Source organism: Flavobacterium sp. LHD-85, from assembly GCF_030929595.1.
In the GTDB taxonomy this organism is placed as follows: domain Bacteria; phylum Bacteroidota; class Bacteroidia; order Flavobacteriales; family Flavobacteriaceae; genus Flavobacterium.
The window spans coordinates 926,043-947,933 of the sequence record NZ_JAVFVR010000001.1; the positions used below are offsets into that span (position 1 = coordinate 926,043).

Sequence of the window (21,891 nt, forward strand, 5' to 3'; positions counted from 1 at the left end):
CAGAAATAAAGAAGCTAAAGTTGTTAACAAAAACGTTAATTAAAACTCGCCGATTGCAACTTGTAAAAAATTAAACACATAGAAGCATAGATTTTAGTTTTATAAAAAGAGATTTTAGAAAATCTAGATTTTCACACATAGCTATGTGTATTTAAATAAGCGAAACGCCTTTGTAGACAAAGAAAAACTATGTTTCTATGTGTTTAAAATAATTACAACTCAAAGTTTTTTAATCCAAAAAACTTCGGTTATTCATTTTGGATACTCTTTACTCCAAAATGAACACTTTTAAACTGCAGTGTATCCTGAACTTTGCTTCATCAAATTATAACAATTAAAAAAATAATAACCATGAAAACAATTTTTATCACAGGCGCATCATCAGGTTTAGGAAAAGCAACAGCAAAATTATTCCACGAAAAAGGATGGAATGTAATCGCAACCATGAGAAATCCGGAAAAAGAAACTGAACTTTCTCAATTAAAAAACGTAACACTTTTACCTCTAGACGTTACCGATTATGATCAAATTCAAACTACAGTAAAAAAAGCATTAGAACTAAGTGACATTGATATCGTTTTTAATAATGCAGGTTATGGATTAATTGGTCCTTTAGAAAGTTTTTCTGATTCTCAAATCACCAAACAATTGGACACTAATTTATTGGGAGTAATTCGCGTTACAAATGCTTTTATCCCATATTTCAGAGAAAGAAAAAACGGCTCATTTATTTCAACAACTTCCATTGGCGGATTGATTGCTTTCCCTTTAGGATCAATCTATCACGCAACAAAATGGGGATTGGAAGGCTGGAGCGAAAGTATGGCTTACGAACTAAATCCGTTTGGAATAAACATTAAAACAGTTTCTCCTGGAGCAATCAAAACAGAGTTTTTGCACGGTTCACTTGATACAAGTACTTTGCCAGAATACGAAACAATGACCAATAAAATGTTTGGAAGTGTTGACACCATGTTTGAAATGGCATCGACCCCAGAGCAAATTGCAGATGTAGTTTATGAAGCTGCTACAGATGGAAAAAACCAATTAAGATATGTTGCCGGGGAAGATGCAAAAGCACTTTACAAACAAAGACTAGAGGTTGGAGACGAAGTTTTTCGTTCTGAATTTGGCAAACAATTTTTTGGAGAATAATAATTCCTAATAAAGCCGTCCATATTCTTTTTATTAGGCTCCAGCGGAGCAGAATATTTATAGAAATTCAATCATGCAAAAGCAAAAGAGCTCCAGCGGAGCGAAATATTTATCACAATGAATATGTCGCTCCGCTGGAGCTTTGCTCTCAACAACAAATACAATTTCTATAAATATTTCGCTTCTTCGAAGCTGATTTTAGTCTCTCAAATTTTCATACTTTTATATCATGGAAAGAAAAAACAATAGTCCAGAAAAAATCTCTTCTATATCGCAGTTTCACAACCTGCTTCGACTGCCAAAACCACTTCATCCGATGGTGAGTTTGGTAGACAACACACAGTTGGTCATCAACGAAGATTTAGCGAATCATGCCTTTTTGCTTGATTTTTATAAGATCTCTTATAAGTTTTCTACCAAAGGAAAAATGGGCTACGGTCAAGGCTATTATGATTTCAACGAAGGCGGACTTATGTTTGCTTCTCCAACTCAGTTAATTTTTACTGAAAATGAAGAAGGTGTTGAATATGGAGGTTATACACTTTTATTTCATCCTGATTTTATTCGAAATTATCCTTTGGGAAAAAGCATCAAAAAATATGGCTTCTTTTCTTATGATACCAATGAAGCGCTGCATCTTTCTGACAGTGAAAAAACAATTATTATTGGATTATTACAAAGCATCGACAACGAACTCAATACTGCAATTGATGAAATGAGTCAGGATGTGATTGTCTCTTACATTGATGTTTTGCTGAATTACAGTAATCGTTTTTACAAGCGCCAATTCATTACCAGAAAAACCATCAGTAACGATTTATTATTAAAAGTCGAAGAAACTCTTGATAACTATATCAGCAATGCAGAAACCTTAAAAAGAGGATTGCCAACAGTAGAATTTCTGGCTTCGCAAATCAATGTTTCAAGTCACTACTTAAGCGACATGCTTCGCAACTTAACTGGATTAAATGCACAACAGCATATTCATTCGAAATTAATCGAAAAGTCAAAAGATTTCTTGATTACAACCAATCTTTCAGTAGCAGAAATTGCTTATCAATTAGGTTTTGAGTATCCGCAATCTTTCAGTAAATTATTCAAAAAGAAAACCAATCTTACTCCATTAGAATTTAAAAATTCATTGAACTAATTTTTAAAAACGCTGCTCTCAAAAAATCAATTTCTGCCTCAAAAAATCATAAAATTTCATAAAAATACACTTCTTGGATGTCGTAGTATTTTGATGTTTTATTGAATCTAAATAATACCCAAAAAACACCTTAAAAAGCTTTAAAAAACCCAAAAAGCATACTTTTTACAAAGAAATCAAAACTAACAATTATTACTATTTTTATTCATTTTGTTAGATTTTTTCAAACAAATTCTTATATTTTATATTGATTTTGAGATAAATTTGCAAACTATTAAAACAAAAAACAATCAGGTAAAATTAAAGCCGAAAAAGAAAAAGCAAATTAGTTTCTTCATCATTTTTCTTTCAAATTTTAGTCTGCAAAAGCCATTTGGCAATTTGTAAATTAGTTTGGGTATCGTATATAATGAAATATTGAAATTGACGCTTTTTTATCTTTTTTTACTTTTGTTTTGCTATTATAATGAACAGGAAATTGCTGTGGTTATAGAAATTACAATTAAAAAAAATAAAAAATGAGTAAGACATTATTTGACAAAGTATGGGATTCACATGTTGTGCGTAAAATTGAAGATGGACCAGATGTGTTTTTTATTGACCGCCATTTCATTCATGAAGTTACGAGTCCTGTTGCTTTTTTAGGATTAAAATCAAGAGGCGTTAACGTATTATATCCGGAACGTACTTTTGCAACTGCCGACCACAATACACCAACCATAAACCAACATTTACCAGTTCAGGATCCGCTTTCTGCAAACCAGCTTAAAGCTCTTGAAGATAATGCGAACGAATACGGAATTTCGCACTGGGGATTAGGGCACCAAAAAAATGGAATTGTACACGTAGTTGGTCCTGAAAACGGAATTACTTTGCCAGGTGCTACTATTGTATGTGGTGATTCGCATACGTCTACTCACGGTGCTTTTGGAGCTATTGCTTTTGGTATCGGAACATCTGAGGTTGAAATGGTGCTTTCTACTCAATGTATCATGCAGCCTAAACCAAAGAAAATGCGTATTAACGTAAATGGTCAATTAAGCAAAGGTGTTGGTCCAAAAGACGTTGCACTTTATATTATTGCTCAGTTAACTACTTCTGGAGGAACAGGATATTTTGTTGAATATGCTGGTGATGTTTTTGAAAACATGACTATGGAAGGCCGTATGACAGTTTGTAACTTAAGTATCGAAATGGGTGCTCGTGGAGGTATGATTGCTCCTGACCAAACAACTTTCGATTTCCTTGAAGGAAGACTTTACGCTCCAAAAGGAGAAGCTTGGACAAAAGCTGTTGAATATTGGAAAACACTTAAAACAGATGCTGATGCTGTATTTGATGCTGAATTAAACATCAAAGCTGAAGATATTGAACCAATGATTACTTATGGTACAAACCCTGGAATGGGAATTGGTATCACAAAACATATCCCAAGTGCAAACCAAGTTGAAGGTGGTGAGGAAACTTACAAAAAATCTTTGGCTTACATGGGCTTCAACGAAGATGATGTAATGATCGGAAAACAAATCGATTACGTTTTCTTAGGAAGTTGTACAAACGGGCGTATTGAAGATTTTAGAGCTTTTGCTGAAATTGTTAAAGGAAGAAAAAAAGCAGATAATGTTACGGCTTGGTTAGTTCCGGGCTCTCACGTTGTTGAAGCGCAGATTAAAGAAGAAGGAATTTTAGATATCTTGACAGAAGCTGGTTTCGTATTACGTCAGCCGGGTTGTTCTGCTTGTTTAGCAATGAACGACGATAAAGTTCCTGCTGGAAAATATGCAGTAAGTACTTCAAACAGAAACTTTGAAGGTCGTCAAGGTCCTGGTTCAAGAACGCTTTTAGCTTCTCCAATTATGGCTGCTGCAGCTGCTGTTACAGGAAAACTAACAGACCCGAGAGAATTATTTTAATTCTCGCTATAAGCTTTAAGCAATAGGCTTTAAGCTAAAAACACAATACATAATACACCCTGTAGGAAAAGCCTAAAGCTTACAGCCTACAGCCTAAAGCAAAAACAAAAATGGCATACGATAAATTTAATATACTTACTAGCAGCGGAGTTCCGTTGCCAATTGAGAACGTAGATACAGATCAAATCATCCCAGCTCGTTTCTTAAAAGCTACAAAACGTGAAGGTTTTGGAGACAATCTTTTCAGAGACTGGAGATACAACGGAGACGATACTCCAAAAGCAGATTTCGTTTTAAACAATCCAACTTACAGTGGAAAAATTCTTGTTGGAGGAAAAAACTTCGGTTCTGGATCTTCTAGAGAGCACGCTGCTTGGGCGGTTTACGATTACGGATTCCGTGCTGTAGTTTCTAGTTTCTTTGCAGATATCTTCAAAGGAAACTGTTTGAATATTGGTGTTTTGCCAGTGCAAATCAGCCCAGAGTTTTTGGAAAATATTTTCAAGGCAATCGAAGCTGATCCTAAAACAGAATTAGAAATCAATCTTCCTGACCAAACTATTACTTTATTGTCAACTGGTCAGCAAGAATCTTTTGCTATCAACGGATACAAAAAGAATAATATGATTAATGGTTTTGACGACATTGATTATTTACAAGATATGAAAGAGGATATTAAAGCTTTCGCTGATAAACTTCCTTACTAATAGCAATATCATTCAGTCTATTAGACCCGAAAGGCTTCAAAACCTCTCGGGTCTTTCTAGAATATAGAACGCGGATGAAACTGATTTGCATTCGCAAAAACACGGATTAACACGGATTTTATTTTATCTAAATTATAAAAAATCCGTTTTTATCAGCGTCTTCGCGAATGCGAATCCGTAAAATCAGCGTTCAAATTAAAATAAAGGATATCAATAATATCCAACCCGTTTAGAAATTAGAATATCAATATGGAAAAAAGAAAAATTGAAATAATGGATACGACGCTTCGTGATGGTGAACAAACCTCGGGAGTTTCATTTTCTGCTGCAGAAAAATTAACCATTGCGCAATTGTTGTTGGAGGAATTAAATATTGATAGAATCGAAATTGCTTCTGCACGAGTGAGCGAAGGAGAATTTCAAGCCGTAAAAGGCATTACTTCATGGGCTGAAGAACGCGGTTATATTAACAGAATTGAAGTTCTTACGTTTGTTGACGGCGGTGTTTCAATTGACTGGATGAAAAAAGCGGGTGCTAAAGTGCAGAATTTATTGACCAAAGGCTCAATGAATCACTTAACGCATCAATTGAAAAAAACACCCGAACAGCATTTTTCTGAAATTGCTCAGATTATATCTTTAGCTAAAGAAAATAATATAGAAACTAATGTTTATCTGGAAGACTGGAGCAACGGAATGCGAAATTCTCCAGATTACGTTTTTCAATTCCTAGATTTCTTAGCAACTCAGCCAATTAAAAGAGTTTTACTCCCCGATACTTTAGGTGTTTTAATTCCGTCGCTAACTTTTGAATTTATTTCGAAAATCAGAACAAAATATCCAAACATTCACTTTGATTTCCACGCACATAACGACTACGATTTAAGCGTTGCTAATGTTATGGAAGCGATAAAAGCTGGAATCAACGGACTTCATGTAACGGTAAACGGAATGGGAGAACGTGCTGGAAATGCACCTCTTGAAAGTACTGTTGCCGTAATTAACGATTATTTGCCACAAGTAAACATCAATGTAAAAGAGACTTCTCTATATTCTGTAAGCAAGTTGGTAGAAACTTTTACAGGCTACAGAATTCCTGCCAACAAACCTATAGTAGGTGATAATGTTTTTACACAAACAGCTGGAATTCATGCCGATGGAGACAACAAGAACAACTTGTATTTTAACGATCTTCTTCCAGAACGCTTTGGGAGAAAAAGAAAATACGCTCTAGGAAAAACTTCTGGAAAAGCCAATATCGAGAAAAATCTTCAGGAATTAGGTTTAAAATTAAACAACGAAGATTTGAAATTGGTTACCCAAAGGATTATCGAACTGGGCGATAAAAAAGAAACCGTAACTAAGGAAGATCTTCCATACATTATTTCTGATGTTTTGGACAGTCATACTTACGAAGAAAAAATTACTATAAATTCTTACATGCTGGTTCATTCTAAAGGAATGCGCCCATCTACGACTTTATCTTTAAATTTAAACGGAGAAATAATCGAAGAAAATGCTCAGGGAGACGGTCAGTTTGATGCTTTTATGAATGCTTTATCCAAAATTTACAAAAGCAAAAAACTTACACTTCCAAAATTGATCGATTATGCCGTGAGAATCCCACCAGGAAGTAGTTCTGATGCGTTGTGTGAAACCATTATCACATGGGTCAACAACGGAAAAGAATTCAAAACCCGCGGATTAGACTCGGATCAAACTGTTGCAGCGATTATTGCAACGCAGAAAATGTTGAATATAGTTACTTAATATAAGGGACAAAGGTTCAAAGTTGCAAAGGCACAGAGGTTTTTACCTGCTTTCAAAACTTTGAACCTTTGTTCCTCTGAACCTTTGAACCTTAATAACACATATAGAATGAAATTAAACATAGCCCTTTTAGCCGGCGACGGAATCGGACCAGAAGTAATAAATGAAGCTGTAAAAGTATCTGATGCTATTGCAAAAAAATTTGGACATGAAATCACTTGGAAACCTGCTTTAACTGGTGCTGCTGCAATTGATGCAGTTGGTGAACCTTATCCAGATTCTACACACGAAGTTTGTAAAAATGCCGATGCCGTTCTTTTTGGAGCAATCGGACATCCTAAATATGACAACGATCCTTCTGCGCCAGTACGTCCAGAACAAGGTTTGTTAAAAATGCGTAAAGCATTAGGTTTGTTCGCAAACGTAAGACCAACTTTTACCTTCCCATCTTTATTAGATAAATCTCCATTAAAAAGAGAAAGAATTGAAGGAACTGATTTAGTTTTCTTAAGAGAATTAACTGGAGGAATTTACTTTGGTGAAAAAGGAAGAAAAGACAACGGAGACACAGCATACGACAACTGTGTTTACACAAGAGCTGAAGTGCAGCGTTTAGCTAAAAAAGGTTTCGAACTAGCTATGACTCGTTCTAAAAAATTATGCTGCGTTGATAAAGCAAACGTTTTGGAAACTTCACGTTTGTGGAGAGAAACGGTTCAGGCAATGGAAAAAGATTATCCAGAAGTTGAAGTAAGCTACGAATTTGTAGATGCTGTTGCTATGCGTTTGGTTCAATGGCCAAACTCTTATGATGTATTGATTACAGAGAACTTATTTGGAGATATTTTAACTGACGAAGCTTCTGTAATTTCAGGTTCAATGGGATTAATGCCTTCTGCTTCTATGGGAGCTGAAGTATCTTTATTCGAACCTATTCACGGTTCATACCCACAAGCTACAGGATTAAACATTGCAAACCCAATGGCTACTATTTTATCTGCTGCTATGATGTTCGAAAACTTCGGATTAATGGAGGAAGGAAAAGCGATGAGAGATGCTGTAAACAAAGCTTTAGAAGCTGGAGTTGTTACTGAAGATTTAGCTAATGGCGGAAAAGCATACGGCACTAAAGAAGTTGGTGACTGGTTAGCAGCTAATGTATAATTAAAGAAATCGTAGAGACGCACTGCAGTGCGTCTTCTCGTTATATTAGACACACTGCGGTGCGTCTCTACAAAAAACAAAAAAAAAGGGATCAACTTTCGTTGATCCCTTTTATATTTTAGAAAAAAAACATTAATATTCTCTTCTGTTTCCGCGATCTCCACCACGGTTGTTTCCGTAACCACCACGATCGTTTCCTCCGCGGTTGTTATTAAAACTTCTTCTTTCGCCTTCTGGTTTTGGCTCAGATTTATTTACAACGATTGTACGACCTGAAACTACAGCACCGTTCAATTCATCGATTGCTTTTTGAGCCTCTGCATCATTTGGCATTTCAACAAAACCAAATCCTTTACTTCTTCCAGTAAATTTATCAGTAATAATTTTAACAGAGTCAACTGTTCCATAAGCCTCAAAAGACTCTCTTAAATCTGCTTCCTCAATACTGAATGGAAGGCTTCCAACGAAAATATTCATAGATATTTATTTATAATAAGAAGCAAATGTACTCTTATTTATATCTAATCTACCATGTTATGGATTTATTTAAGTTTTTATTCTGATTTGACGAGGTTAAAATCTAGGAATTAATTGCTCACAGGAACAAAGTTTGCCCCCGGTTCTATTGGAATTTTATAAAAAACACCCTCTGAAAAATGCATTGTTTGTTTTTCGGCATCAGAACTAGTATTAACTGCTGTAAATTTAAAAGTTCCAGAAATGGTATTATCAGCAGTATTATATTCTGTAACAACAATTTCTCCGCTTCCCTTGCCTGTTCCAGTAGTAAATTCTGCTTCTTCTCCTTTATAAGTGTTTTTATAAACGGCTTTTATATCATCATTTACACCTAAAACATAGGTTTTCTCAGCTGGTTCAGGAATCTGAAATTTAATTTGCTCGTAGCCTAAAGAACCTTCAATAATAAAAAAACCATTCGTTTCGATCCCAGCGCTATAAACTTGGCCTCTCCAAAAAACATTATCTTTTAAAGTTTGAAAGGCTGGGTTATTAAATCTAACATCCTCTGTACAAGACACAAGCAAAAGCAGAAGAGATAGAAAGTAAAAGTATTTTTTCATATTTAAAATGAATTTGGTGCAAAAGTATTGCATTAAGAGCTAAATACTTAATTTAAAAAGTCAAAAAAATGCTAAAAAAATGACTCAAATATATTTAATCTCTTTTAAAACGCATTTTTCATAAAAAAATTATATCTTTGCGCCCTTAATTAACAGAGGTCGAGTACCTCAAAATTTAATCAATAAGATTATGTCAGTAAAAATTAGATTACAAAGACACGGTAAAAAAGGAAAACCTTTTTACTGGGTAGTAGCTGCAGATGCACGCTCAAAAAGAGATGGTAAATACTTAGAGAAAATCGGTACTTACAATCCAAACACTAACCCAGCAACTGTTGAGTTAAACCTTGACAGCGCAGTTAAATGGTTACACAATGGTGCTCAACCAACTGATACTGCTAGAGCTATCCTTTCTTACAAAGGTGCTTTATTGAAACACCACCTTGATGGAGGAGTTCGTAAAGGTGCTTTAACACAAGAGCAAGCAGATGCTAAATTAACTGCTTGGTTAGAAGCAAAAGCTGGTAAAGTTGATGCTAAAAAAGATGGTTTATCTAAAGCAAAAGCTGATGCTAAAGCTACAGCATTAAAAGCAGAGAAAGAAGTTAACGCTAAGCGTATCGCTGATGCTGCTGCTGCACAAGCTGAAGTTGCTGCTGCTGCACAAGCTGAAGTTGCTGCTGCTGCACAAGCTGCTGAGGCTACTGAAGAAGTTGCTGAAGCTACTGAAGAAGCTCCTGCTGCTGAAGAGAATAACGAAACAACTGAAGCATAATTTTACTTAGCGATAATGCGTAAAGAAGATTGTTTTTATTTAGGTAAAATCGCTAAAAAATTTAGTTTCAAGGGTGAAGTCTTAGTCTATCTAGACACGGATGAACCTGAGTTATACGAAAATCTGGAATCAGTGTTTGTTGAAAGCAACAAACACTTGGTTCCTTTTTTTATTGAAACAAGTTCATTGCATAAAAACGACTTTTTAAGAGTTCGTTTTGAAGATGTAAATACCGAAGAAGATGCAGATGCTCTTGTTGGCAGTCCTATTTATCTTCCTTTGACTATGTTACCAAAACTTACTGGTAACAAATTCTACTTCCACGAAGTTATTGGTTTCGAAATTGAAGACAAACGTTTAGGCGTTTTCGGAAAAATAACTTCCATAAATGATTCAACTGCACAGCCTCTTTTTGAAGTTTTAAATGGCGAAGTTGAAATCTTAGTTCCCATGATTGATCAGTTTCTTGTAAAAATCGATCGCGAAAACAAAAAAGTAATCATGGATCTTCCTGAAGGTCTTATTGAGATGTATCTATAATTTAGTAATCAGTCTCAGTCACAGTTTTCTATCATTACTTTTCGTAAATTTTTATTTTTTAATTTTTAGAAATGTCAACATTCAGTTTCAAACAATTTTCTATAAAACAAGATAAAACCGCTATGAAAGTTGGTACCGATGGTGTTTTATTGGGTTCTTGGGCTCCTGTTCATCATAATCCTTTTAGTGTTTTGGATATTGGTGCAGGAACTGGAATTATTGCTTTGATGCTTGCGCAAAGAAGTCATGCGGAACAAATTGATGCGCTTGAAATTGATGAAGATGCCTATGAACAAGCTGTAGAAAATTTTGAAGCTTCTCCTTGGGGCGATCGCCTATTTTGTTTTCATGCTGGTTTAGATGAATTTATTGACGAACCAGAAGATGAATACGATTTAATCGTTTCGAATCCACCTTTTTATACTGAAGACTATAAAACAGAAAGCGAACAACGTGATTTAGCTCGTTTCCAAGATGCAATGCCTTTTGAAGAGCTTGTCGAAGCTGCCGATTTATTGCTTTCAGAAAACGGAATTTTAGCCGTTATCCTTCCTTTCAAAGAAGAAGAAAAGTTTATTGCTTTAGCAAAAGAATCAGAACTTTATCCAATAAAAATCACAAGAGTTAAGGGAACTCCAAAATCGGAAATCAAAAGAAGTTTATTGGCTTTTAGCCGAAATGAAGTTTCTAAAATTGAAATCGATGAATTAGTAATCGAAATTGAAAGACACGTTTATACTCCAGAATATATCGAGCTGACTAAAGATTTTTACTTGAAGATGTAAAAAATCTTTGTCAAAGTTTAAAAACTTTGACAAAGACTCTATTTAGATTTTTCTATTTGCCTTTTTTAGCAAAAAGAACTGCTCTTTCCAAAACTTCATCTCTTCCTTGTTGAATTCCTAAAATCGTTGGTTTCACTTCAATATTAGGAACAATTCCGATTCGTTGAGTTTCTTTCTTATTTGGATAAAAAACACCATAGCAAGTAAATGATGAACCAAATCCTCTAATGATTTGAAATCTATAATTTGCGCCATCAGCTCCACCCGTCTGACTTCCGATTACTACACAATTAGGAACCGTTTGCAAACTCATGACGGTAAACTCAGCATGACTTACAGCTTTTTCATTTGTTATAACAATTACTTTTCCTTTATAATAATCTGGATTATTTTTTCCGCACTTCTGAATTCCTTCTCTCCAATAATAACGCCCAGGGTAATTTACATCTGGATCAAGAAATCTAGCGAATTCTTTCTCTTCAGGATTAAGCCAATCTGCAATTGGGTACATAACCTCGTGTGGTCGATTTCTATTGTCAAAGATTATTGCATTTGTATTGTTTAATGCCGAAATTAAGGCTGGGACATCTGCTGGATCAAGTTCGTCAAAATCAACATAACCAATATTACCCTCCAAAATCTTCCATTTTTCTTTATCAGGAAACTGAATTTTTAAATCTTCGTACACGTATCTATTAATAGACTTTACTGCCGTTTTTCCGTCTCGAATATACTCGATTTCAAATGAAGGTGTTTTTCCATTAAAAATTGTCCAATATGCATTCTTTAAAACAGATGGTTCGTTAGATCCTTCTACATATTTTCGGTTTTCCTTCAAAACTTCTGCAATAGTCTTCCCCTCTACTTTTGTAATTACGTCACCAATCTTAATATCACTAACTTTTGCCAGAGAATCATTTTTCAATGCAACAACAATCGCTTTTTCATCAATAATAGTAACGTCCACAGGAATAAATTTATCACCAAAATAGTCAAACAATTGAGCCATACTAGTCGCAGCGTGAGTATCATTTAGTTTTACAGAGATTTCGCGCATTGCCAAATTAAAATCCTTTTCAGATTCTGGCGCATAATATCTTGGCAACATTTCATTTAATACTTTGTCCCAATTTTCGTCCATTTGATATTTATATGGAAAGAAATATTCGATGTAATTCCAATACCTGAAAAGAGTTAAAATACGTAAGTTTTTATCAGTCCATTTAAAATCAGCATATTTTACTTCGTTATTAAACTGAAGAGGTACATTTCCTGTATGAAGTTCGAAATTAACATAGTATTGCTTACCCTGAATTCTATTTTCTTCAATAAACTTTAGTTTTTTGGAAAGTGATTTCGAAAACAATTCTTTATTATTAACCCACGACAAATCGAAGTTTTTATCAAAATATTCTTTTTTTACAGCAGGTTTTAAAGATTGCTGTTTTTTGATTTCTCCCAAAGAATCAATCCAGTTTTCTATAACAAGAGAAAAAGCTTCAGAAGTCTGAGCCTCTTCTATTTTTGGCAGGATTTGAAATAATTGTTCATCCCAATTTTTACTGCCATCCGCAACATTCGGATGATAATATTTTAAAAAGCCCCACACTTTGCAGGTTGCAGCTAGCTTTTGAGTTTCGGTGATTGGTTTTGAAAATGAGTATTGAAATACTAGTAAAAATGCAATGAGTACTGTTTTTTTCATTAAAATTTGGGGTTTCGGTTAGTTAGTTAAATGGTTAAACTTGTTCAAAAATATTTTTAAACTGATATAAAATTCGTTCAATCAAACGCAGATCTTCGGTTACAATTTCTGCGCTTCCTTTCATTTCTTGCTGGAAAGCAATCTGTTTATTGTATGATGTTTTCAAACCTTTTGGAAGCGCAACATCTATAAGCAGATTTCCATCTTTATCGGGCACCAGCGAAATGTTTTTGATTTCTCCTTTCAAAACTCCAAATTCTCTGTCAGGAAAGTTAGCCAGACGGATATTTACGCGTTGTCCTACTTTTATTTTTCCTGAGTTTAAAGCCGGAGCTTTTACCTTTCCAATAAAACTGTTTTTAGCATCTGGAATTATAGAAAACACATTATCTCCAACATTTATGGTCTGGTTTTCATTCCAAACCTGCAGAAAAGTTACTTTACCGCTGATGGAAGATTTTAACGCATAAGCCAATTCCCAGTCTTTTATCACTTTTTTTAACTGATAAAACGACTGCGAGACACTGCGCCCAAGGTTAACTTCTTCTCTAGTGCTGTTTATCTGCGAATTCTGGCTTGATTTTGTATTATCAATAAGAGAAGACCTTAATTGAGAAATCGACGATAATAAGCCTCTATAATTTTTTTGCGCCTGAAGAAAACTCAATTTTTTGGCTTCCATTTCCTGAGCAGAAATAATTCCTTTGTTGAATAAGGTTTCAAAGCGTGCCACTTCATTTTTCTGAAGTTCCAATTCCCGTTCATTAATTACTTTCTGCTGCTGCAGAATTTCTATTCTTTCGGTTATCTGAATTTTCTCAGACTGCTGTGCTCTGCTTTCTACCTGAAAAGGATGCAGGTCTTTATTTAATTCCTGCGCCTGATAGTCTTTTTGGAATTCTGCAAATGCACTTTCTATCTCGCCTAATTGCTTGTTTTGCAATAATGCAAAAGGAAATTCTTTTTGAGAATTATTTACATCATATCCGTCAACAATATTTTTAAGCACAAAAACATCTTTGTAATTAGCTGTATTTTCAATAATAGCCAATATTCTATTTTTAGAAACAAGCGTCTTATTTTTAACCAAAATTGCCTCAATGCGTCCAGAAGATTTTGATACTATTTTCTCTGGCGGAATATTAGTGGTAATTACGATTTCGGTTTTTATAACATCTGGATATTTGACAAACCAGGAAACAAAAAACAGCATGACGATAATAGAAAATATGAGAACAGTTCCCCATCGTATCATCCAATGTGGCACTTTGGTTAGGATATCCTGAACCTCTTCGCTTCTTAACTCAAACGTATCGTTGTTTTCTGCCATAATTAATTTCCTAACTGCAATTGGTTTCTAACCAATTCAAAATAATTTCCTTTCTGTTCCACCAATGCCGAATGGTTTCCAATTTCAATAATTTTTCCCTTGTCCAAAACCACAATCTGATCCGCGTTCATAACCGTGCTCAACCTATGCGCTATTACAACAACTGTTTTATCCTTAAAAAAGATGTCTAATTTTTTCATAATCTCCTTTTCATTATTCGCGTCTAGTGCTGAAGTCGCTTCGTCAAAAAATAGGATCTCAGGATTTTTATAAACCGCTCTCGCAATTAGAAGGCGCTGTTTCTGTCCGGTACTCATTCCTATTCCATCTGCACCGATTTTGGTATTATACCCCAATGGCAGTTCGCTTATATATTGCTTGATATTGGCTACATCTGCCGCATAGACCAATCGCTGTTTATCAATTATATCTACTCCAAAAGCAATATTTTTGGCAATGGTGTCGCTAAAAATAAAACCTTCCTGCATTACGGCACCAATATTAGATCTCCAAGCATTTTGCGTTATATTTTTAAGTTGTGCATTTCCAATTAAGACTTCTCCTTTTTCAGGTTCGTAGAACTTTAGAAGCAGTTTCATTAAAGTTGTCTTACCGCTTCCGCTAACTCCTACTATAGCTGTTACTTTATTAGTCGGAATTAAAAGGCTTAAATTATCTAAAACAGGAACATCTGATCCTAAATAACGAAAAGTCAGGTTTTTAATTTCGATATCTGCATTTTGCGGCACATCGCTTGTCTGATGAATTTCCTGCTGCAATTCATCTTCTTTCTGATGAATTTCTGATAATCTGGCAAGCGAAATTTTAGCATCCTGCCATTCTCTCACAAACTCTATTAACTGGGTAATCGGGCCATTTAAGTTTCCTACAATTGCACTTATGGCAAGCATCATTCCTAATGTTATAGAACCATCTATCACGAGTTTGGCTGATAGAAAAATGATAAATATATTTTTTAATTCATTTATGATCGAAGATCCGATTGTCTGTGTCTGTTCTAAAATCAGTCCTTTTATCGAAATCCTGAAAAGTCTTGCCTGAACATACTCCCAACCCCAACGGTTTTGTTTTTCGGCATTATGAAGCTTGATTTCCTGCATTCCGTTTATAAGCTCCATTACTTTATTCTGTTCGTTTGAAACCTCTGCAAATCGCTTATAATCCAGCGCTTCCCTTCTTTTCAAAAACAGAACAATCCAACCAAAATAAAGAACGCTTCCTGCAAAAAAGACTAGAAAAATCTTGAGATTGAAATAGGCCAAAACAGCGCCCATAACAAACATATTAATTACAGAAAACAGAACATTAAGTGATGATGTGGTCAATATTTTTTCGATTCTCCTATGATCATTTATTCGCTGCATAATATCTCCAGTCATTCTTACATCGAAAAAAGAGATCGGCAGATTCATTAATTTGATAAAAAAATCTGATATAAGAGAAATATTGATTCTGGTTGACAAATGCAGTAAAATCCAACTTCTGACGAGTTCCAAGCCTGTTCTTCCTGCAAAAACAAAGAGCATAGCAAAAAGAATCAGATAGATAAAATGGATGTTCTGGTTCTGGATTCCAACATCGACAATACTCTGGGTTAAAAAGGGAAAAATTAAATTGAGCAAACTGCTCGCAAAAAGCCCTATAGCAAGCTGAACAAGAAATGATTTGTATTGAAATAAATATTGGCTAAGAAATCTAAAACCTAATCCTGAATTTTCCTGTTTATCAAAATCAGATTGAAAAAATTTAGGCGTTGGTTCGATCAATAATGCAATTCCCTCTTTTGTTTCATCGTGGGCGTTATTTCCAATCCAAAACTTTACAAATTCTTCTTTATTATATTTTAAAAGACCAAAACCTGGATCTGAGATATAATATTTCCCTTTTATAATATTATAAAGCACAACATAATGGTCTTTATTCCAGTGCAGAATGCATGGCAGTGGAGCTTCTTCAATTCTTTTTACAGAGAGTTTAACTCCTAAAGTTCTAAATCCTATTTTTTCGGCGGCATCGCTCAAAAAAAGCAAATTGCTTCCCTCACGAGTTGTTTCGCTAAAATCCCTCAACTCCTGAATATTGATCGTTTTACCGTAATATTTAGCAATTATTTTTAAACATGTTGGCCCACAATCTTTATTATCTGCCTGTTTATAATGAGCGAATTTTTTCAATTTATTTTGATTTATTTCCGACCAATTTAAGAAAAAAATTTCTTGTTAATCTATAAAAAAAACAGAGAAGACCTAAATCTTCTCTGTTTTAGTATTTAAAAACAAATTTTGTAGCAACACAATTTCTTTAGGACATGACCGCGGTTACCCTAACCAAATAAATTAACACAGCGGCCAACTCCTAAGAATCTCAGTACCAATCATCAATACTGAGAATATGCTCAATGTTCCACGATCGAGCGCCTATACATTCAAAAAAAACATGACTAAATTCTAAATAAGGCTATATCGGTTACTTTTAAAAAAGTTAAAAATCAACAACAAAGACGACTTGAATCACAAATACCCGATGACGTATTTAGCGGACAAGTTTCGCCTAATGGTATTAAAATGCATCCTGCTTCTAAGGCATAAACCCAGCATTCTGGAATTCCTCCTTTTATGGTTTTCTGCTCACTTCTATTAATGTGCTGAACACCTTCAAGACTTAAAATTTTCTTTAACATATTAATACCGTATTTTTAGATAGTAAAAGAAAAAAACGCTCTGTTACTATTTAAAGATTAAAATTATCAAGCTAATTGTTCTCGATACCAGCATCAGTACAATTAAATTCTTGCGAATACTCACTGTCCAAGATACTTTTTTGCTCTTTTTTAGTCAGCTTTCTTGTTTCTTTGCTTTTTAAAATTTTTTCTAACATAACAAGTTATTTACGTTTTTTTGTTAAAGCCTCAAATCTGCAATAACTTGATGCTTAAAAAAATCTTTTTAACAGCCTCCAACATAATTATTTGGTATGCAGTTCCAGTATGCTGTCACATCTCCAAATTCTGTACATCTTTTAGCTTTAAATCCGTCTTCACAAATTGGAGCATGATCTCCATTTATTGTTTTCAATTCATTTGCAGTCAATTCTACTACGCCTTTCAATTTCAAAATATTCTTTAACATGTCTGCAGGTTTTTAAATTTGGGTTAACCATTTCTATTTTTAACAGTCGAAACTTCTGTTTTTTATTCTTCCTATGCTATTTTTTCCAAAACTTGAACTTCCTCTACAAAATCATTTAAGAAATACTTCAATTCATTCAATTCATATTCATTTGGAAATAGCCTTTCATTTACAATTTTAATTGGTGTATAATTAAAATTGTTCGTAGAGCACCAATCATATTGTTTCTGAATTTCCTGATTTATCATCATGCTTACAGAATCAACATTCCATTTTTTAAGCCATTTTTTGTATATCATTCTCTTGATGTACCAATCTGAAATTGCCTCAACCGTTTTTCCAGGTGTTGTTCTGTTAATGGTCAAAAGTCTTTCTACAACAGCTTTATAAGGATTATCGTTATTTTCTGGATTAATATTAAAAAGAACATTCAAAAATATTTTGTCCGGAAACTTTAATACTAAATCAAAAGCCTCTTGAAAAGTCTTATAACAGTGTCCGCAACTTGGACTAAGAATTATAGAAAGTCTAACTCCTGCATTTTTATTGCCAAATGTCAAACCTCTTAAATCTTCAAATCCTTTTGTATATTTTACTTTTTTAGACAAGAAATTTAATAGCGAGTAATTTCTTTTAAATTTCTTAAGCTCTTTTAGAGAGTTTTCATTATCAAGCATTTTTCTAATCATTACTTTAACTGCTGCCCAAATTGGAATTAAAAGCAATAAAGAGAATACGTAAGGAAAGATTTCATTAAAACTAAAACTCAACGTAAAAAGATCTGACGAAAACCAAACAATGCTTTGCACCAATATTAAAAATGATATTGCAAGACACATGATGCACCATTTTTGAATCTCAAATTTTTGAATCCAGATCGAACATACTATTACCGGAATTGCCAATAAACTTAAGAATCCAACAAAAACTGCCGAACTTAAAGGCTGAACCAATATTGCTATAATGCTTGAGCTAAAGAAAATTAATGGGAAATCTGAAAAACTCAACCATCTATTTGCAATATCATCATTGAAGCTTATTACTGAATGACAAGAAGAATTAGAACTTAAATTACAAAATTTTGAAATTACGGTGTTTTTAACTCCCCATCTTTCTTGCACAATAAATATACTTACAATTAGCCCTAAAACCGATGTTACCAAGAACGAAGCGCTAAACCAATCAAAATGATTATAGTAGAAAGATAATCCTGCTACAAGTGCAAGTGGCAGAAAATATTTTAGCCAGTTGTATTCTATTTTTAGATTATCTCTTGCTACTACATTATTTGGTTCAATGGCAACAATTACTCCATTCCAATCTAAAAGGAATTTATCGTAAGATAATTTTTGACTTCCTTTTTTTGAGGTTGTAATTCTTACACCGCTTTTAATCTTTTCGACTAATATTAATTCGTCTTTAAAATATGCCAAAAAGTTAGATGGCAAATCTTCAATCTGTTCTTTCGAAACTCTTACAGCTGCATTCTCTACAGAAAGCAAATCAAACGAGTCTGTAATGGCAAACAAACTCGGATAATTTGGATGAGACAAAAACAGATCCTTAAACTCATTTTTGATATCTGAGTAGCGGTTGATTTGCAGAAATTTTTGAACCAGTTTTAACATCGCTTTTGATCGTTTTTAAATCATAATTACACTGCAAAGATTGGGGTTTTTATTGATAAAAATCACATAAACACATACATTTTATTAATTATACCACATACAATTTATAAATTATACCAAGCATAGGTGTCTTTGTAATTTATTGGTTTTCAAATTGTTACACGTTCATTCTTTCAATAAAAAGCTCAGAAAACCCATTTTCGATTAACGGTTTTGCTTTTTATCTAGTTTTGAATAGGCAATAATCTAAACATTAAAAAACATGAAAAATAGACGCATAAAAACACATGATTTTTGAATAAAGAAATCATAAAACAGATTTCTCAAAATGACTCAAAATAGTCAAAATTGAAATCTAAATAACAAAATACACTCCCCAAAAAACGAACCTAAGCAGTACACTTTTAGCAAAACTAACTTACAAACAAAGCCCATTTCCTACTGCTTTTAAGCCTAAAAAATTCTTACATAAACCATTTTTAATGCTCTTTTTAGCATTTTATAAAGTTGCATAAAAATATTTATGAAAGATTTATAGTACTAATTTTTTAATTCAAATAATTATCAAATCATGAAAAATAACAAATTAACATTCGAAGATTTCCTACTAGATACAATTTCTAAAAAAGAACAAAAAACAATTAAAGGAGGAGATGAAGAGCCGCTTCCTGAACCAAATCCAGGAAAAGCAAGTGGTGGTGGAAATAACTAAACAGAATTTGAAACATTTAAAAGTAAACCCAAAAAAATCAAATCATGAAAAATAGCAAATTAACATTCGAAGATTTTCTACTAGATACAATTTCTAGAAAAGAACAAAAAACAATTAAAGGCGGAGACGAAGAGCCACTTCCTGATCCAAACCCAGGAAAGGCAACTGGCGGCGGAAATAATTAAACATTTAAAAGTAAATCCAAAAAAATCAAGTCATGAAAAATAGCACATTAACATTCGAAGATTTTCTACTAGATACAATTTCTAGAAAAGAACAAAAAACAATTAAAGGAGGAGATAATGAGCCGCTTCCTGAACCAAATCCAGGAAAAGGTAATGGTGGTAACGGAAGCACATAAAAAATAAAAAATTATTATGATTACTACATTAAATATTATTCGCAAACTGAGCTGGAGACACTCCAGTTCTTTTGCGAAATGATTTTGCAAAAGAAACTGCATTTTTAAACCCTACACTTTCTGCAATTGCCTGTGTAGAATATTTACGATATAAATGATTTGTAATCATTTGGTTAATAACGTAATTAATCTTCAATTCATTAGAATATTCACTAAAAGATTTTCCAAATCTTTTGTTCACAACATAAGACAAATAAGTCGTATTGGTTTTTATTTTTTTAGCCGCATACGAAAGCGTGAAATCAGCATTTAAATATTCTAGCTTTTCTTCTAAAGCCAATAGCTTTTCGACTATCTTATTTTCTTTTGCCTCATCAATACTCAAATTCGCATTTTCCTTTTTCAAAGTAATATCTTCAGTTTCAAGAACCTCCATTGCTGCTTTTTCAGTAGAATCTACGTCTATTTCTACTTTTTCAAGTTCTTTTTTCTCTAGATTAGCTTTGAACTCTTCGATCAAGGCGTTCATTTTCTTTTGAGCTTTATTTTTATCCCTAATATTTTTAATAAGGAAAAACACAATTCCGATTACTAGAATTACATAAAATACTTTCAATGCCTTATTCCAAAACACTTCATATTTATACTTCTCCTGAACGCTAAGCATCTCATCACTAAGATCTGCTGTTCCCAGTTTATAGTTAACTTCTAGTGTTTCTTCTCTAAGATTTCCTTCATACTTTTCGTATGAGTCCAAGTATATTTTAGAATGTTTATAAGCCAGCTCAGGCTCATTTTTAATACTGTAAATTTTAGCCTGTATATAATTAGACTTAAAATAGCTATTATCCATAGCTTTATTCTTTTGACTAATAGAATCTACCTTTTTTAAAAATATAAGAGCTCTATCGTATTTCTTCATAGAAAAATAAAGATCTCCTAAATTATAACTGGCGATTTGATACAAATCTTCATTATCAGTCTGTTTGGCATAAAAAGAGATATCGTAATAAATTTTTTCAGCATTTACGTAATCCTTTTTAAACAGATAAATATTTCCTAAACTAAGTTTAGAAATAGTCTTATTGTCAATAAATCTATCCGAATACGCTATGCTTTTTTTATAATAATACTCCGCAGAATCTAGTAAGTAAGCTTTATCTCGGCTCTTGTAATAATATCCTTCATAAGAATTTCCAAGATTTGTGTAGGTATTACTTTTTGAATTCTGAAACTGATCTTTTTCATACAAGCCCTCATTTTTATCTAAAAATGCATCATTTTGTCTTAAGATTTTTATAGACAGCCGATAATTGCCAACACCTTCATTTAGTAAAGCAATATTGGCTTTAAATTTTACAATTTGTACAACATCATTTATTTTAGTAGAAAGTTTCACTCCTTCCTGATAACTGCTAAGAGCTTTGCCATAATTTGATCTTTTCCAATAGGTAAGACCTCTGTAGTTGCATAAATATGCATGAAGCTTTATTTTATTAGTAGACTCTGGGACTTTATTTAAATGCTTTATCGCTTCTGCATACAATTTATCAGATTGATTAGCATTCCCTTTTAGCTGATACAGATAAGAACCGGCGCCATAAGCAAAGGCTTGATGAATCTCATTCTTAGATTTAATCAATTGATTTACATAAACTAAACCTTCATCATAATTTCCATTAATGCTAAAACGGATTTTATCCTGTAATTCTAAGTACTTTTGCTCCGTGAGCTCTCCTGTAGTTTGAGCAGTCCCACTGGAAAATATTAGTAGTAAAAAGAAAAAAGAGATGATCAGCCTCATTAAGTTTATTTTTGGAATTCAAAAATAGTCTATAAATTATCAATAAACTACAATTAATTTGCCAAATTCCTATTAATTTTATTTTTACCATGTATAAATATAACAATTTTACCGTTATTTGTTATATTTATATTATGTAAATTTGCTTTGCTAAAATTAAA

The 21,891-nt window shown here is 33.3% G+C and carries 21 protein-coding genes; 12 read left to right on the forward strand and 9 right to left on the reverse strand.

Going from position 1 to position 21,891, the window contains the following annotated elements:
* Positions 1-351 precede the first annotated feature (351 nt).
* The 6 genes from RB618_RS03960 to leuB all read left to right on the forward strand — a co-directional run bounded on the left by RB618_RS03960 (position 352) and on the right by leuB (position 7,859).
* A complete protein-coding gene (locus RB618_RS03960; protein WP_308067574.1) occupies positions 352-1,155 on the forward strand; it encodes an SDR family oxidoreductase in 804 nt (267 codons plus the stop codon).
* A 229-nt stretch (positions 1,156-1,384) separates the two neighbouring features.
* Positions 1,385-2,305: a helix-turn-helix transcriptional regulator gene (locus RB618_RS03965; protein ID WP_308067575.1), complete on the forward strand. Its 921-nt coding sequence runs from the start codon at positions 1,385-1,387 to the stop codon at positions 2,303-2,305.
* 518 nt (positions 2,306-2,823) lie between these two features.
* The gene (gene leuC, locus RB618_RS03970; protein WP_308067576.1) at positions 2,824-4,218 is read left to right on the forward strand and encodes a 3-isopropylmalate dehydratase large subunit; all 1,395 of its coding nucleotides are present in this window, start codon (positions 2,824-2,826) and stop codon (positions 4,216-4,218) included.
* A gap of 110 nt (positions 4,219-4,328) precedes the next feature.
* Positions 4,329-4,925, forward strand: coding sequence for a 3-isopropylmalate dehydratase small subunit (gene leuD / locus RB618_RS03975; RefSeq protein ID WP_278019797.1), 597 nt, complete (start codon positions 4,329-4,331; stop codon positions 4,923-4,925).
* Positions 4,926-5,174: 249 nt separating this feature from the next.
* On the forward strand, positions 5,175-6,695 hold the full coding sequence (locus RB618_RS03980) for an alpha-isopropylmalate synthase regulatory domain-containing protein (protein WP_308067577.1): 1,521 nt from the start codon (positions 5,175-5,177) through the stop codon (positions 6,693-6,695).
* 108 nt (positions 6,696-6,803) lie between these two features.
* A complete protein-coding gene (leuB, locus tag RB618_RS03985; protein WP_026727055.1) occupies positions 6,804-7,859 on the forward strand; it encodes a 3-isopropylmalate dehydrogenase in 1,056 nt (351 codons plus the stop codon).
* Positions 7,860-7,991: 132 nt separating this feature from the next.
* Here the strand turns inward: leuB and RB618_RS03990 are convergent, their stop codons facing one another.
* Both RB618_RS03990 and RB618_RS03995 read right to left on the reverse strand, forming a co-directional pair.
* Positions 7,992-8,336 carry an RNA-binding protein gene (locus tag RB618_RS03990; protein ID WP_250834416.1) on the reverse strand — a complete coding sequence of 115 codons (345 nt, stop codon included), beginning with the start codon at positions 8,334-8,336 and terminating at the stop codon, positions 7,992-7,994.
* Positions 8,337-8,446: 110 nt separating this feature from the next.
* Complete coding sequence (locus RB618_RS03995) at positions 8,447-8,941, reverse strand: DUF6252 family protein (protein ID WP_308067578.1); 495 nt, start codon at positions 8,939-8,941, stop codon at positions 8,447-8,449.
* Positions 8,942-9,131: 190 nt separating this feature from the next.
* Here RB618_RS03995 and RB618_RS04000 point away from each other — a divergent pair, with 190 nt between their 5' ends.
* The 3 genes from RB618_RS04000 to RB618_RS04010 all read left to right on the forward strand — a co-directional run bounded on the left by RB618_RS04000 (position 9,132) and on the right by RB618_RS04010 (position 11,041).
* Positions 9,132-9,716, forward strand: a complete 585-nt coding sequence (locus RB618_RS04000; RefSeq protein WP_308067579.1) for a 30S ribosomal protein S16 — start codon at positions 9,132-9,134, stop codon at positions 9,714-9,716.
* Between the two features lie 15 nt (positions 9,717-9,731).
* A complete protein-coding gene (gene rimM / locus RB618_RS04005) occupies positions 9,732-10,256 on the forward strand; it encodes a ribosome maturation factor RimM (RefSeq protein WP_008466225.1) in 525 nt (174 codons plus the stop codon).
* Between the two features lie 71 nt (positions 10,257-10,327).
* On the forward strand, positions 10,328-11,041 hold the full coding sequence (locus tag RB618_RS04010) for a methyltransferase (RefSeq protein ID WP_308067580.1): 714 nt from the start codon (positions 10,328-10,330) through the stop codon (positions 11,039-11,041).
* Positions 11,042-11,093: 52 nt separating this feature from the next.
* Here the strand turns inward: RB618_RS04010 and RB618_RS04015 are convergent, their stop codons facing one another.
* From RB618_RS04015 to RB618_RS04040, 6 genes are all read right to left on the reverse strand, one after another.
* Entirely contained in the window at positions 11,094-12,746 is a 1,653-nt protein-coding gene (locus RB618_RS04015; RefSeq protein WP_308067581.1) for a S41 family peptidase, read from the reverse strand.
* A gap of 34 nt (positions 12,747-12,780) precedes the next feature.
* Positions 12,781-14,076 (reverse strand): HlyD family efflux transporter periplasmic adaptor subunit, encoded by a 1,296-nt coding sequence (locus RB618_RS04020; protein ID WP_308067582.1) that lies wholly within the window; start codon positions 14,074-14,076, stop codon positions 12,781-12,783.
* Positions 14,077-14,078: 2 nt separating this feature from the next.
* Positions 14,079-16,271 carry a peptidase domain-containing ABC transporter gene (locus RB618_RS04025; protein WP_308067583.1) on the reverse strand — a complete coding sequence of 731 codons (2,193 nt, stop codon included), beginning with the start codon at positions 16,269-16,271 and terminating at the stop codon, positions 14,079-14,081.
* 314 nt (positions 16,272-16,585) lie between these two features.
* Entirely contained in the window at positions 16,586-16,777 is a 192-nt protein-coding gene (locus tag RB618_RS04030) for a hypothetical protein (protein WP_308067584.1), read from the reverse strand.
* A gap of 265 nt (positions 16,778-17,042) precedes the next feature.
* Positions 17,043-17,225 (reverse strand): hypothetical protein, encoded by a 183-nt coding sequence (locus RB618_RS04035; protein ID WP_308067585.1) that lies wholly within the window; start codon positions 17,223-17,225, stop codon positions 17,043-17,045.
* Positions 17,226-17,296: 71 nt separating this feature from the next.
* Positions 17,297-18,853: a vitamin K epoxide reductase family protein gene (locus tag RB618_RS04040; protein ID WP_308067586.1), complete on the reverse strand. Its 1,557-nt coding sequence runs from the start codon at positions 18,851-18,853 to the stop codon at positions 17,297-17,299.
* Between the two features lie 571 nt (positions 18,854-19,424).
* Here RB618_RS04040 and RB618_RS04045 point away from each other — a divergent pair.
* From RB618_RS04045 to RB618_RS04055, 3 genes are read left to right on the forward strand one after another with little or no spacing between them, the layout of a single operon-like run.
* Positions 19,425-19,565, forward strand: coding sequence for an rSAM-modified peptide (locus RB618_RS04045; RefSeq protein WP_308067587.1), 141 nt, complete (start codon positions 19,425-19,427; stop codon positions 19,563-19,565).
* 44 nt (positions 19,566-19,609) lie between these two features.
* Positions 19,610-19,750, forward strand: coding sequence for an rSAM-modified peptide (locus RB618_RS04050; protein WP_308067588.1), 141 nt, complete (start codon positions 19,610-19,612; stop codon positions 19,748-19,750).
* A gap of 32 nt (positions 19,751-19,782) precedes the next feature.
* A complete protein-coding gene (locus RB618_RS04055) occupies positions 19,783-19,926 on the forward strand; it encodes an rSAM-modified peptide (RefSeq protein ID WP_308067589.1) in 144 nt (47 codons plus the stop codon).
* Positions 19,927-19,954: 28 nt separating this feature from the next.
* Here RB618_RS04055 and RB618_RS04060 read toward each other — a convergent pair whose 3' ends face one another.
* A complete protein-coding gene (locus RB618_RS04060) occupies positions 19,955-21,730 on the reverse strand; it encodes a helix-turn-helix domain-containing protein (protein ID WP_308067590.1) in 1,776 nt (591 codons plus the stop codon).
* Positions 21,731-21,891: the final 161 nt, after the last annotated feature.